The sequence below is a fragment of the Pseudaminobacter soli (ex Li et al. 2025) genome (assembly GCF_003012705.1).
GTDB classification, from domain to species: domain Bacteria; phylum Pseudomonadota; class Alphaproteobacteria; order Rhizobiales; family Rhizobiaceae; genus Pseudaminobacter; species Pseudaminobacter soli.
In genome coordinates this window covers 39,182-52,909 of the sequence record NZ_PXYL01000020.1, presented here as the reverse complement: position 1 = coordinate 52,909, position 13,728 = coordinate 39,182, and the positions used below count along the sequence as shown (strand labels likewise).

Below are 13,728 nucleotides of genomic sequence, written 5' to 3'. Positions count from 1 at the left end.
CATGCTGGCCGTTGGAAATGCACCTCCCTCGTCCCTGACCGCCACGCCGCGACGTACCGGCAGGATCCCCAGGGCCGGAAGGGTCACCGGCTGCCCGATCGGCCATTCCACCCTACTAGTGATCGGCACGGGCGGCCCGATGCCGAACGCGGCACCGACAAAACTCAATGACGATCCCACAAAGATCTCGTGTGCCGCCGTCATCAGTTGGCGATTGGGGACGCCGTTGCCGACCGCCACGCACGGCTTCGCGGCACTTCTGCTCAAGAACAGCCCGGAGAGCGCATTCGCGACCGTGGAGTTCGAGCAGGAAGGTGCGCCCAAGCGCTACGTCTTCACACCCCGAACGGTCTCGGTGAACGAAGCAGCCGCGCTGCTGGCCGAGCTTTGCGGCAGCCAGCTGGCCGCTACCATCGACGCCCTGGCGGATTTGCTCATCGCTGCGCCGTCCGACCCTCACAGGCTTTCGGCCATCGTCGCCCTGGTCAAGGCTGCTCATGGGAGTAACGGCTTCATCGAGTTGCTTGGCGACGGCCAGGACGGAGAGATCTTCCTGCAAGGCTGGGCCCACGACGTCATGCCTGGCATGGCCCGGGCGGTGACCGACGGCGACATGCCTTCCGTCGCTGATACCGCAATTGCCGTCTACGCACGGCAGGACATTCCCCAGGGAGCCTCGGCCTTCGCCGGACTTCTCGACCCGGACGGGCCGATCAGTCCCGGCAGCATCGAGGGCATCGTCTGGCGCGGCCGCCACGGCTGGCGCCATGTGGCCGTCCACGAGCGCAAGGTGATTGCCGGACCGCTGGAAACGCCTGGCCACGTCCGCTCGGTGCTGCCGCGGGTAAACAGCACCCCGCAAGCTCTGCTGCGTCTGCGCACGGCGGCCAACAGCTTTGACGGCACCGAGACGGTGTCGACCCTGCCCCTTTCGGTCCGCATGGGCGTAGACAGCATATTCCAGGTCGATGGCGCATGCTTTCTTGTTTCCGGCTGGCTGCTTGACCCCGACGATCACGTCCAAAGCGTGAAGTTGCGGCGTCGCCACGGCGAGGCACGGCTCGACGACAGCTGGAGCCGGCTCGAACGGACCGATGTGACCGATGCCTTCTTGGACCACCCCGCCTTCTCGCGCGCATTCGACCTTGGCGGCTACAGGCATGGCTTCGTCGCCCATGCGCGGCTACCGGATGGCGATCCTTCTTCGGCCCTCTACCTGGAACTCACATTGCGCGACACCCGCCGCGCCTTCCTGCCGCTCTCGCCCTTGCGCACCTCGGCCCGCCTCGCGGCGATGCGCCAGATGCAAGCCATTGACCCCTCCGATTGGGCACTGCAGGAGATCATAGACCGCCAGATTGTCCCACTTCTCTGCACCTCGGAAAGGGCGTCGCCAACGGTCGAGGCCGTTGTCGATCCGGGTCCGTTCGAGGCGACTGCCGGCCCGCCGATCGTCATCAGCGTCGGGGAAGACGACGAGGACGGCATCGTCCCCCTTCTTGCCTTGCTGGCTATCGACCCCGAAACGAAGCGCGCTCCGATTGCCCTTGTCGTGCCCTCGGAGCGCTTTCATCGGGAGGCGGCCCGCATGGGGAAGCTCGCCGCGTTCTACGGGCTCTCGCTCAGGCTGGTCTCGGCCGGAAAGGCGGGCGATGCCTGTGACCTTCTCGAGGCCGGGGCACGGGCGCTCTCGTCGGACACGGTAGTTTTGCTTTCGGGATCGTTGGTGCCGCACACGGCCGGCTGGTATGGCAAGCTTGTCGCCACTCAGGCAGCGCTCAAGGATTGCATCGTTTCCCCTACCCTCGCCTATGAGGACTATTCTGTCCGCTGGGCGGGGAGCTGGCCAACGCGTCGCTACGAAGGCTATCCCATCAGCGCGGTGACCGGGTTCGAACTGACGCCTGTTTCCGCCGCATCGCTCGAATGCTGCGTGATGCCACGCGACGCCCTCGTTAAGGCCGGTGGCTTCGCAGGGGGATATCTCGGCTCTCGGGAAAAGGGATTGGACCTCGGCCTTCGCCTCGGCCGCGACGGCGTCGCCTCCTACTGGCTGCCATCCGTGCAGATGCTTGGTCCTGACGGGACCTCGATCACAGGCACATCGGCTATGGGCGCTCTCATTGAGAGTATCGATCGCAAGATTCTCGATGCCCGCGGCTCGGCCGAGTTTGCCGGCAAAGAAAACCCAAAGGAGGGGCCGCGCACATGACCGAGCAGCTTCGGGTCCTCGTCGTCTCGCATGGGCACCCAGCGCTCGCGCTTGGCGGTGCCGAAATCGCTTCCCACAACTTGCACCGGGGCCTGAAATCACTGCCTGATGTGGAATCGGTCTATCTGGCCTGCGTCGGCCAACCCTATCCTCGGCATGGTGCTTCGGCACTGATGAGTCTTTGGCCAACCGAGGATGAACTGCTGTTTCACGCCGATGACTACAACCACTTCTTCCTCTCCAACCGCGATACCGAGGCTCTCCAGCACGACCTCGTGCGCTTCGTTCGCGACGCACGGCCCCATGTCATCCACTTTCATCATGTGCTGGGCCTGGGGATGGAAGCGCTCTATGCGGTGCGCGAGGCCCTGCCGCGATCGGTCGTCCTTCTCACGTTCCACGAATACCTGTCGATTTGCCAGAACCATGGCCAGATGGTTAAGCGGTCGACGGGCCAGCTCTGCAGGGAGGCGTCCCCCATCGCCTGCCACGGGTGTTTTCCCGAAATACCCGTATCAAATTTCCTGAAGCGCGAGCGGTTTGTGCGAGGAATGCTCGAATTGGCCGACGCCTTCGTTTCCCCGAGCATGTTTCTGGCCGAACGTTATGCGCAATGGGGGATCGACGCGGATAAGCTGTCGGTCATTGAGAACGGGATCGCAATGGGGGAATCCGCCTCCGCACGCGAGTTACCGCCCCATAATCCCCGCCGCAACCGCTTCGCCTATTTCGGACAATTGACGCCGTTCAAGGGTGTAGACGTGCTGATCGAAGCGGTCTCGCGGGTGCCGCAGGACGTCTGGGGTGACGACGCCTGCCTGATGATCTTCGGCGGCAATCTCGAGCGCCAGCCGGCCGATTTCCAAGAGCGCCTGAAGAAGCTCATCGACGACGCGGGCCGCCGCGTGCGTTTCTACGGCGCCTACCAGAATGCCGACATGCCGCGCCTGATCCGCTCTGTGGATTGGGTCGTGATGCCGTCCACCTGGTGGGAAAACTCGCCGCTGGTGATCCAGGAAGCGCTGCACCACCGCAGGCCCGTCATCTGCTCCGACATTGGCGGCATGGCGGAAAAGGTACGGGACGGAAAGGACGGACTGCATTTCCGCGCAGGCAGCGCGCAGGATCTCGCCGATCGCCTGGCCGAGGTGTTGAGCGATCCCGAGGCCTGGGACCGGCTACAGGCCTCGATGAGGCGGCCGACGAGCCACATCGATTGCGCCCGCGAACACGTCGAGCTCTACCGCCGGTTGCTGCGTCAGAATTATGGCGACGCGGCTGCCAACCGAACCACCCTTCTTCCAAAAGCGGGTTAGACAGCTTATGGCACGCGTACTCGTGATGATACCCTCGGGCGAGGTATACCGGCGCGACAATGTCCGCTGGTACCAGCACCACGACATTCAAAGGAGCATCAACAGCTATCACAATATCGGAGATGCATTTGTCTTCGATTCTTCGCTGAAGCTTCTGAGCTACGACAAGCTCGGCGTACTTGAGATCTCGGAGTTCAAACCCGACCTCGTTGATAGATTACGCGACGAATATGACTATGTTTTCTTGCGTGGGTCCAACTACATCCACAACTCGATGAACTGGGAGCAGGCCGTTCCGATCTTGAAGCGGCTTGGCCTGCCCATCATCGGCTTTGGTATAGGCGCCCAGGCTCCGGCGATGGGCAAGATCCAACTCTCGGACCAGACGCAGGAACTGCTCCGTCTCATGGCCGACTCAACCACGTCCATTGGGGTGCGCGGCGCCTACACGGCTCAGGTGCTAGAGGACATCGGTGTTCACAACACCCGCATCATCGGTTGCCCAACGGCCTTTCGCCGCAATGACCCCGAATTGCGCATCAAGCTCCCTCCGCTGGATAGCGTCCGGAAGGTCGGCATCACCATCCGCCGCGAAGTCTCTCCCGACTACGCCAAGGACATAAAACGGTACCTGACCTTCCACCGCGACCTGGTGAAAACCATGGCCCGCCGCTTTGATGCGGTGCTGATGGCACAAGGGGAAGTCGAGGAAAAGAAGCTTGTCCTGGGAACGGAGGCGCAGCGGGATGATGCAATGGATGCTTTGAGGGCGCACCCATGGGCCGCCTCCTGGTATCTCGACGAGGAAATGGTGCGGCTCTATTGCGAACGACTGTTCTATTCCGATGTCGTTGCCGACTACGAAGAACTCGTGCGCTCGTTGGACCTTGTCCTAGGCTATCGCCTGCACGGCAACCTGATGGCGCTCGCCAACGGGGTTCCCTCCGTCTATTTCACATACGACAGTAGAACCGCCGAATTTTCGGAAACATTCCGGATTCCAAGCTTCGATGTCTTTGGTAAAAAAGAGTTTCAGCTAGATGAATACTTGGACCAGTCCCTATTTGATAAGTATAACCGCAACTGGCGATTCATCTATGGCGAGATGCACCAGTTCCTCACCGAAAACGGAGTCGCTCACAGGATGATCGACACCGGCAACACCCAAGGCACTTCAATCCGCAAAATCGCATGAACCGAAGGGCAACAATCATGCACCAGAAGATTCGCAAGGCCATCATTCCCGCCGCCGGTTTCGGGACGCGCATGCTTCCGGCGACCAAGAGCATCCCGAAGGAACTTCTGACGATCGTCGACCGGCCCGTGCTGGACTACATCGTCGCCGAGGCCTTCGCTTCGGGCATCGAACATGTGATCATCGTCACCGGGCGCATGAAGGGTGCGATCGAAGACCATTTCGACCACGCCTTCGAACTCGATGTCTGCCTGCGCAATGCCGGGAAGCAGCCTTTGGCCGACCGGATCGAGCACGACACACCAGGTGCAGGGACGATTTCCTTCGTGCGGCAGCAACAGGCACGGGGTCTCGGCCACGCAGTGTGGACGGCGCGGCACATCGTCGGGGACGAGCCCTTCGCAGTGCTTTTGCCCGACATGCTCATGATCTCCGACAGGCCTTGCCTGAAGTCCATGGTTAATCTCCATAGTTGCCATGGCGGCAACGTGATCGCAGTAGAGCGATGCGCGCCCGAAGACACCCACAAGTTCGGCATCGTCTCGCTCAAGCCAACGGCCGATGGCCCGGTGGTAACCGGCCTTGTTGAAAAACCTGCCCCCGGCACTGCCCCCAGCAATCTCTTCATTTCCGGGCGGTACATCCTGCAGCCTGAAATCTTCGACATACTCGAGAGGCAGGCGCCGGGAGCGGGCGGCGAAATCCAACTCACCGACGCCATGATCACATTGATTGAAACCCAGGAGATCCGACCCTTCGAGTTCTGCGGCCGGACCTTCGATTGCGGTTCGCCAGCCGGCTTCGTGTCTGCCAACCTGCATATGGCAAACGCGCGCGCCGACCTTGCCCCTTACATTGGGATCGAGTTGGAAGCCCTTTCGTCGGCGCGGCGGGCCGTGGCTTGAGAGTGATGACAGTGGCCCACGGCCTTTTGCCTTGGGCCACTGGTTGAGCGCGGGTTGAGCCCGTGGCCGTAGGCCGCATCGAGAGTGCGAGCTGCTGGCGGAATATCAGGTGCTAGTCAGCCTCTGACACCGCAGTTTCTCGGGCGCCTGCCCCAGCCTGTATTTGACCCAACTCCGCCGAGGCGCTGTCCATCGCACCATTGAACGCGGCAACCATGGTATCGACATCCTCGGCTGAATGGCCGGCCATGACCTGGAAGCGAAACCGGGATTGTCCCAATGGGACGGCCGGAAATTCCACCAGATTGGCAAGGCCCGCGAATATCGAAAGATATTTCGACGCCAGCCGTCCCAGGGCTTCGCCGCCGACGCGAACCGGCACGATAGGGGAAGGCTCGCCCAGCACTTCGCGGCCAGAGCGCGCCATGGACTCGCGCAGATGAGTGACGTTATCGCGCAGCTTGTGCCGCAGCTCTTTCCCTTCGCCTGCCCGGATGATCGAAAGCGCCTCCAGAACCGTTGCGGCCTGGACTGGCGACAGAGCATTCGAGAATGTGTGCGGCGCGCTGTAATATCGCAGATATTCTGCGGCAGCCCGCGTCTTGACGGCCACAAAGCCGCCATTGGAGGCGAAAGTTTTTGAGAAGCTCCCGATGATGATGTCGATCTCGTCGAGCATTTCCTGCTGGCCAATGTGGCCAAGACCGTCCTCGCCCATGCAGCCGAAGTCATGAGCGCAGTCGACCAGCAGACTGGCCCCATAGGTGTCACAGACACTTCGAAGCGCCCTGAGATCAGGGGTGTCGGAGTGCATTGAAAAAACGCTTTCCGTCACGACGAGAATGTCGTTCTTCGTGTCCGCCGAGCGAATGTTCGCCAGCCTGCGGGCCGCCGCTTCGACGTCGAGATGCCGGAAGTAATGCACTTTTTGTGTTGCGGCCGCTGCTCCCGCCTGGAGGCAGGAATGCGCCAATATGTCCATCACGACGTGGTCATCCGAACGGACAAAGCCCTGGATGGCGCCATATCCCGCGGCCCAGCCCGTCGGATAAAGCACGACCTCACGGCCCCCGAGGAATTCCGAAAAAGCCGCCGACAACTGCAGCGAATAGGCGGTGTTGCCGAGAAGGGCGGCCGAACCGGCACTATGAACGCCATATTTGTCGATCGCCTCCATTGCCGCAGCCTTGATCCTTGGGTGAGAGGCCAGGCTCAGATAGTCCTGCGAGGCGAAATTGACGCCTGAACTGGCTTTTCCGGCGTCGGACCTGATCTCCGATCGTGGCTGGGGCGCAGACGACGTCGAACGGGCATAGGGCCAAAGGTCATGCTGACGGCGAAGATCCTGCCAGCTGAAGAAGCTGTCGGCACGCGACATGAGGCCGCTATTCTTCGACACGCGATAGTCCTTCAGACTGCCCGACAGTGCAGCCTTGGGTATTGCTTTCATTGGCGGTGGGTCTCTCTTGTTCTGTGTGAGGATCGCCGGGCGAGCGCCTTGGCCGAATCCCTAAAATCTGAAATCCACCCGCGCCTTGACGAGATTGATCTGGCCATCAATGAGCGTCCCGCCGAAGCGATTGAACTGCATGTGATCCCAGCTCACGCCGGCGCCGATATTTTCGCTCAGGAGATAGTCGGCGCCGGCACCTGCCACCCAGCCCCAATCTTTCAGTCCGATGTTGGTGGTGATGTGGCTGGCTCCGGCATGACCGGTAAGCAGCAGGCGGTCGAAGGCGAAGCCGACACGGGCCTTCGCCGAGGCGGCGTTTTCGACGTCGATCGGAAAACCTTCAAAATTGATACCGAGCCGCATGTATTCGACTTCGCCTCCCAGAACGAAGGCATCGAATTGGTGGAGATAGCCGGCATGCGCGCCGAAGACGACGTCATCTCCCGATGAACGGAGCGGTGGCGCAAACGAGCGGTCGACATCCCCAAGCCAGCCATAGCCACCCGAAATGCCAAAATAAGGAGCACTCCAGTCGACCGCCGCTCGCATGGCTAAGTCAGCCGCCTGGCTAGCGCTACTCGATAGCAAGAAAATGAAAATACCGAGAATCCGCGCGCTCATAAGAGTCCTTTGCCACAAAGATGAGGTCGCAATAAGCAGCTTTTCATTTCCCCATCAAGCGGCTTGAAAATGAATAATTAATTTTCCTTTAAGTAATTATTCAAACTCCGTTGTCTAAGATGAAAATAGATACATAAGTGTTATTTTATGAAATAAAATATTACTTTACAAAATCCAATGTTTAACTGTTAAATATAGACACTATTCGGAATGACTTATCGAACGTCTAGCTTTTCGAAAATTGAATTTGGCTAGCATCTACGCCCCATTCGATAAATGGTTCACCGGATTCCGTCTGCCATCAACCGCCTTTAGACAGGCCATTCTAGGCGGATGATCGTAAGCTAGACTTGGCACCTTCCCGACGACGGGTCGCTTGCTGACTGTGGTTTGGCTATCTGCCAGGCGTTTCTGTTATTATCTTTCATTCCATTTTGGCGGCTGTGACATTGTTGGAGACGAGACGGACTGAGCGCGAGGGAGCCGCCGTCACGAGGAGAGAACGGCATCAATGCCCGAGGCGAGAGGCCGGTCGGATGCCTTAAATCAAGGGCGGCGGATCGCGAACTGGGTCTCGCAATCGGCAGCGCGGTCGAACTGGTCCCTTGAACGGAGATGGCTTCGCTACACATCTTAGATAACATGCGCAAACATACGAAACAGAAGCCGGATGCCGAACGGGGGCTACAGAAAAGAGCCGCCAAAGGGACGGCGCCAGCCGGCAACAGGTATTTTGCCGAACAGCGGCGCAAGTTCCTCCGTACCCACTACATGAACAAATTCCTGAGCCTGTGAGATCGCCGGGAGGACGGGATGGCTGAAAGTCTAGCCCAAAAGGTCTGCACGCCGTGCCGGGGCGGCATTTCACCGCTGACGCAAAAGGAAGCAGCAGTCTACCTGTCCCAGACACCGGGATGGGGGCTGGAGAACGAGGGACGCTGGCTGCGCCGCAAATTCAAGTTCGCTGATTTTCGGGAATCGCAGAGCTTCATCGACAAGGTCGGCCGACTTGCTGAGGAACAGGGCCACCATCCCGACATCTGTTTCGGCTGGGGTTACGCCACCGTCTCGCTACAGACCCACAAGATCAAGGGGCTGCACGAGAACGACTTCATCATGGCAAGCAAGATCAGCGAGTTGGCTGGCCCGTGATCAGCCGAAACGGTCCTGGACCTGGGGCATGGCCGACCTCATTCAACCGAAACTCGTAAACGAGCCGTTCTCCGATCCTGTCCTGTTTCTCGATTTCCGGTTCCGACGCCGCGCGCTTTTGTTCGACCTGGGATATCTTACGCCGCTTTCCGCCCGCGAGATCGTGCGCGTGAGCCATGTATTCGTCTCCCACATGCACATGGATCATTTCGTGGGCTTCGATCGATTGCTTCGGTCGCAGCTCTACCAGCCAACCAGGCTCTATCTGATCGGCCCACCGGGGCTCGGAGATGCGGTCGAAGCCAAGCTCAGGGCATATACCTGGAATCTGCTCGGCCAGCATTCGGCCGATCTGGTGATCTCCGTCGCAGATTGGACCCCGGCCGGGTTCGTTCGATGCAGTCATTTCAGGGCTAAGGCGGGCTTCGCACGCGAGGAAGGCGAGCCGCCGCGGGTGCCGTCCGGCGTGCTTCTCGAGGATGACGAGTTTCGTGTCGAAGGGGCGATGCTGGATCACGGAATCCCCAGCCTCGCCTTCGCGTTGCAGGAGAAAGTCCGGGTCGATGCGCGCAAATCGCGGCTGGACCATCTCGGCCTGCCCATTGGACCGTGGTTGACCGAGGCCAAGCGGTCAGTTCGGCGCGGCGATGCTCCTGACACGAAAATAGCGGCCGGCCGTCGAGACATATCACTGGCTGAGCTGTTAGCTACCCAGGCACTGACGATCGGTCCCGGACAGCGGGTCGCCTATGCGACCGATCTGATTTACAGCTCGGAGAACGTGGCACGCGTCGTCGCGTTGGCACGAGGTGCCAGGCAGTTATTCATCGAGGCCGGCTATCTCGACGAGGATCGAGAGCTGGCTGCCTCAAGGCGCCATTTGACCGCCGCGGAGGCGGGAAGTATCGCCCGTGCGGCAGGCGTGGCCCGTGCCTTGCCGATGCATTTTTCCTCGCGTTACCTGGAGCGCGAGGGAGAGCTCAGGCGCGAATTCGAAGCAAACTTCGATGGCGGACGGAATGCCGGGCATCCAACAAGGACCCGCGAAGGCTCCAACTCTTGAGTCCGCATGTCGTGCCTCACCATATGCCGCTGCCCGTTACGCGCATGAAGCCGGTCCCGTTCCATCCGATCGCGGTTCAAGTAGCAAACCGCATGCATTCCTGGCATCGTCTGCAGGATCGGCGCTTCTCTTAGGAGGGCCGTACGGCCACAGCGGTTCGTTATCTTGAGATCGACGCCATACGCGCGAGAGCTGGGCTTCCACCCGTCCGCCAAAACCACCAATGCGTAAGCCGAACCGTAGAAGTGGTCCAGCGTGCCTCTCTGCGCGCCTCGCAGCCAGACTATCGCCGGCGAGCCGCCAAAGAAGGGCGGCTTTTTGGTTGCGCTCCGACGCTCTCCCCTGGCGGGCAGCTATCTGACCCGTCCCGACGAAGAAGGACGTAAAGTTGAATTTGATACGGTACCTGTCAGCAACATCACGGACTTTGCACCCCCAGAGTCCCTCCTCTAGTGGATGTAGTTCGTCACCGGGTGGATTGGCGGGTGTCATGCCTCATTCCCATTTCTTGCTAGGATCCGCGCACATGACGGGCCGACCAACTCCCAAACCCCTTTGATGATCGATTCCAGCGAAACAGTGTCGAGTTCGAGCGATGCGGCGTAAGCGCGCCATTGCCGCTGCTTCGCTTCGTCGCCAAACATTTCGACCGAGAGGCCCGGTGGGCGTTCGTTCGGGACCGGCGTCCGGCGGCGCTCGAACGTCGCACGGATGGCCGCGTCTAGATCGTCAGCGGAAATGTCGATCGCAGCGATATCGCCCAGAGGTCGTAGTAGTCCTTCATGCGCCCGTTGAGGACGCCAAGCGCCACCATCGCCTGGAATTTCTCGGCGACCACCGTGGCGGGCGGATAGGAACGAACCCACGGAGCGGGAAGATCCAGAAGGGTCGGATAGTTGAGCCGCTGCGTCGCATCGGCCATAACGTCTCCGAAGCCAATGTCGATTGTAACAGGAATGCGCGTCCGTTCGAGGTAGGCTGCGGTCTTGAGGCGAATGCCGCCATATTCCATCTCCTCTCGAATGACGGTCGCCGCGAGCGCGTCGATATCGAAGGCGAGTCCATCGTCGCTCTTGATCGCCATGATCTCCCCGAAGTCCGCAATTAGGCGGTCAGCATCGGCGTCCCCATGTCCGAGAAAGTCTGCATCCCGCGTCACCCGATTGTCATCGGCAACCCAGACCGTGACCAGCATGCCGCCTTTCAGGACGAACCGGTCTCGATGCGCCGAGATCGACAGGCGGTAGAGCAGCCTTTCGAGCGCGAACCGCACCAGCAGGATATCGAACACACGGCCTTCCTCGCGGGCGATAGTGAGCAGCCGGTCCTTGACCGACTTCGCCATATTCGCCGGTGGTTTAGCCATTGGAGGTGAGTGCCTCGAGATAGGGCCGCATTATCTTCCAAGCGCCGCCGGCCTTCGCGGCCTGGGCAATTGCGCTCGGAGTTGCCTTGCGTTGCTGGAGGGCGGCGCGCAGGCCTTCTACGGCGACCGATCGGTCGACCAGCCTGGGGTTTCGGAACAGGTCGGCGAGGGTCTTCGGGATCGAATAGACCGGGACGTCGACCCCAGCGATCGCATGATGCTCGATGCCCTGTCGCAGATAGGGTTTCGTGAAGCGAACCATACGCAGCGGGGGATAGGACTGCACAGGCGCCCAATCGCTTGTTCCAATCGCAATCCAAACGCGCGGTGGCATTTGGTCGGTCAGTTCATGGAAGGCCAGCGCCGACACAAGAGCGATCACCCCTTTTGGGACGCGCATGATGGCTTCAGCAAGGATTTGGTTCTCTTCGACCTCCGCACCACTCCTTTGATAAACCCCACATGAGATACGCTCGATTTCGCCGTTCTCGACGGCGCGTGCGATCGCTTGCGCACTGATGCCCGCCTCACGCAGTTCATGCGCATGCATCATGCTGCGCGCATCGAGCAGGCTTCTGAGCTTCGCCTTTTGGGAATCTTGCGTCGAGGGCACGTGACAAATCCTCTGATCAAACTCGATATTATCCGAGGTTTTGTCACATGTCATCCTTGCAGCGCCAGACATCACGGCGATCACCCGCCGAAGCACAGCATGAATGTCTCAGCCATGAGCCGCCTTGCTGATGCTTGGGCAAGCCAGGTCATTCCGACCAGGGCAGCCAACATACCAACGAGCAGTTCCAGAGGCTGATGGCCGAACCCGCGCCGACGCCAAGGCGATGCGTCCGACTACATCGAACGGTTCCCAGGCGGTTGGCTAGTGCTGGCCGGCCCCGGCGAACGGTCGCAGGCTGCCTTCCAGTCGAAAGAACGTCCCATCCGGTGTTGTGAAGAAGGCGAGCGAACGGCCGACCTCGAAGTCATCGATGTGAACGACCGTCGAGCCGTCCGCCTCCTGCCAAGAGATGGCGTAGGATTGTCCGGACAGGTGGCGCCATTCGAAGCCGACCGTCGCCGTATTGCCGGTCAGCTCGCCCTTGGTGATTTCATAGGTGAGCGCCTGACCATCCCGCGCGTAGTCATTGGTGGCGACGAGGTCGCCGTAATCAACCTCGAACCGCCCCCCGGCCATGGGAAATAGAATGGAATTCATTCGTGCGTCTCCTTCGTGTCCGTCGACCTAAGCTTCGCAGGTACCGGCGGTTTGAGTGCGACCCAGCCACACCAGCGCGAGACCTGCCGCAGCAAGTACACCTCCTGCGACGGGTATCGCGGCATAGCCGTAGCCGAGGCTGATGACGCCGCCGCCCAGCGCTGCGCCGACGGCATTGCCGAGGTTGAAGGCGCCGACATTGACCGAAGATGCGAGCCCTGGTGCTTCGGCTGCCGCCTGCATCACGCGGGTCTGTACCGGCGGCACGATGGCGAATGCGGCTGCACCCCATGCGAGAAGCCCGATTGCCGCGCCGACATGGCTGTTGAGAGCCAGCGGCAGCGCGAGACTTATGATGGCCAGCGCTGCAAGGAAAACTTGCGTCGCGCCGTTGAGCGACCAGTCGGCCAGACGGCCGCCGAGAGCGTTGCCGATGGTGAAGCCAACGCCGATCAGAACGAGCGCCAAGGTCACGAAGCCTGCAGACGCGCCGGTCAGTTCTGCCAGGACGGGGGCGACATAGGTGTAGAGTGTGAACATGGCACCCGCGCCCATGACGGTTGTCGCCATCGCAAGCAGGACTACCGGCCGCGTTAATACCTTCAGCTCTTGGGCAATGTTGGGCATCTTACCCGCTTCGCCCCTTGGCAGGGAGAGCCACAAGGCTGTGATGGCAAGCAGGCCGAGAATAGCCGTTCCGGCGAAGGACATGCGCCAGCCGATCTGCTGGCCGATCCATGTGGCAGCCGGAACGCCGCCGATATTGGCGATGGTGAGGCCCATGAACATGGTTGCGACCGCGCTCGCGCGCTTTTCTGGTGGCACGACGCTGGCCGCGACGACGGAGCCGAGGCCAAAGAAAGCGCCATGATTGAGGCTGGTCACAAGCCGGGCCGCGAGTAGCGTCCAATAATCTGGCGCCAGAGCCGACAGGATGTTGCCGAGGGTAAAGATGCCCATGAGCAGCATCAGTGCGGTGCGCTTGCCGAAGCGGCCGAAGGCCAGGGTCATGATCGGTGCGCCCACCATCACACCGATGGCATAGGCGCTGACCAGAAGGCCCGCCGTGGGGATCGACACGTCGACGCCGTCGGCGATGACGGGCAACAGGCCCATCGGTGAGAACTCGGTGGTGCCGATACCGAAGGCACCGATTGCCAGCGCGAGAAGCGGCCAGTTGAACCCGGCCGCCTGCGAGGCGCTGTTTTGAGCGTCTACAGCACTCATCGTGA

General features: G+C 60.7%; 12 protein-coding genes and 1 pseudogene. 7 read left to right on the top strand and 6 right to left on the bottom strand.

All coding sequences use genetic code 11. The annotated features are described in order from the left end of the window. The first annotated feature begins 1 nt into the window (after nucleotide 1). From C7I85_RS25565 to C7I85_RS25550, 4 genes are read left to right on the top strand one after another with little or no spacing between them, the layout of a single operon-like run. Nucleotides 2-2,212 carry a hypothetical protein gene (locus C7I85_RS25565; protein WP_181257387.1) on the top strand — a complete coding sequence of 737 codons (2,211 nt, stop codon included), beginning with the start codon at nucleotides 2-4 and terminating at the stop codon, nucleotides 2,210-2,212. Beyond that, the gene (locus C7I85_RS25560; RefSeq protein WP_106726823.1) at nucleotides 2,209-3,528 is read left to right on the top strand and encodes a glycosyltransferase family 4 protein; all 1,320 of its coding nucleotides are present in this window, start codon (nucleotides 2,209-2,211) and stop codon (nucleotides 3,526-3,528) included. Before C7I85_RS25565 ends, C7I85_RS25560 begins: the two co-directional genes overlap by 4 nt. A 7-nt stretch (nucleotides 3,529-3,535) precedes the next feature. After that, the gene (locus C7I85_RS25555) at nucleotides 3,536-4,723 is read left to right on the top strand and encodes a polysaccharide pyruvyl transferase family protein (protein ID WP_106726822.1); all 1,188 of its coding nucleotides are present in this window, start codon (nucleotides 3,536-3,538) and stop codon (nucleotides 4,721-4,723) included. A gap of 17 nt (nucleotides 4,724-4,740) precedes the next feature. After that, complete coding sequence (locus C7I85_RS25550; protein ID WP_106726821.1) at nucleotides 4,741-5,628, top strand: UTP--glucose-1-phosphate uridylyltransferase; 888 nt, start codon at nucleotides 4,741-4,743, stop codon at nucleotides 5,626-5,628. Between the two features lie 112 nt (nucleotides 5,629-5,740). Here C7I85_RS25550 and C7I85_RS25545 read toward each other — a convergent pair whose 3' ends face one another. Next, nucleotides 5,741-7,078 (bottom strand): aminotransferase class I/II-fold pyridoxal phosphate-dependent enzyme, encoded by a 1,338-nt coding sequence (locus C7I85_RS25545; RefSeq protein ID WP_106726820.1) that lies wholly within the window; start codon nucleotides 7,076-7,078, stop codon nucleotides 5,741-5,743. A gap of 60 nt (nucleotides 7,079-7,138) precedes the next feature. Further along, nucleotides 7,139-7,702 (bottom strand): outer membrane protein, encoded by a 564-nt coding sequence (locus C7I85_RS25540; RefSeq protein ID WP_106726819.1) that lies wholly within the window; start codon nucleotides 7,700-7,702, stop codon nucleotides 7,139-7,141. 813 nt (nucleotides 7,703-8,515) lie between these two features. On the opposite strand from C7I85_RS25540, the gene C7I85_RS25530 reads away from it, so the two are divergent. The 3 genes and pseudogenes from C7I85_RS25530 to C7I85_RS32370 form a co-directional block, all read left to right on the top strand. Then, on the top strand, nucleotides 8,516-8,854 hold the full coding sequence (locus C7I85_RS25530) for a 4a-hydroxytetrahydrobiopterin dehydratase (protein WP_106726817.1): 339 nt from the start codon (nucleotides 8,516-8,518) through the stop codon (nucleotides 8,852-8,854). A 28-nt stretch (nucleotides 8,855-8,882) separates the two neighbouring features. After that, nucleotides 8,883-9,917 (top strand): ribonuclease Z, encoded by a 1,035-nt coding sequence (locus C7I85_RS25525; protein WP_106726816.1) that lies wholly within the window; start codon nucleotides 8,883-8,885, stop codon nucleotides 9,915-9,917. Between the two features lie 261 nt (nucleotides 9,918-10,178). Further along, nucleotides 10,179-10,370: pseudogene (locus C7I85_RS32370) on the top strand (hypothetical protein); the annotation flags it as partial. A 268-nt stretch (nucleotides 10,371-10,638) separates the two neighbouring features. Here C7I85_RS32370 and C7I85_RS25515 read toward each other — a convergent pair. The 4 genes from C7I85_RS25515 to C7I85_RS25500 all read right to left on the bottom strand — a co-directional run bounded on the left by C7I85_RS25515 (nucleotide 10,639) and on the right by C7I85_RS25500 (nucleotide 13,723). Beyond that, nucleotides 10,639-11,283 (bottom strand): nucleotidyl transferase AbiEii/AbiGii toxin family protein, encoded by a 645-nt coding sequence (locus C7I85_RS25515; RefSeq protein ID WP_245445108.1) that lies wholly within the window; start codon nucleotides 11,281-11,283, stop codon nucleotides 10,639-10,641. After that, nucleotides 11,276-11,896, bottom strand: a complete 621-nt coding sequence (locus tag C7I85_RS25510) for a type IV toxin-antitoxin system AbiEi family antitoxin domain-containing protein (RefSeq protein WP_181257393.1) — start codon at nucleotides 11,894-11,896, stop codon at nucleotides 11,276-11,278. The genes C7I85_RS25515 and C7I85_RS25510 overlap by 8 nt, the downstream gene beginning before the upstream one ends. 264 nt (nucleotides 11,897-12,160) lie before the next feature. Beyond that, nucleotides 12,161-12,496: a MoaF-related domain-containing protein gene (locus tag C7I85_RS25505; protein ID WP_106726814.1), complete on the bottom strand. Its 336-nt coding sequence runs from the start codon at nucleotides 12,494-12,496 to the stop codon at nucleotides 12,161-12,163. A 27-nt stretch (nucleotides 12,497-12,523) separates the two neighbouring features. Beyond that, entirely contained in the window at nucleotides 12,524-13,723 is a 1,200-nt protein-coding gene (locus C7I85_RS25500; RefSeq protein ID WP_106726813.1) for an MFS transporter, read from the bottom strand. Between the last annotated feature and the right edge of the window lie 5 nt (nucleotides 13,724-13,728).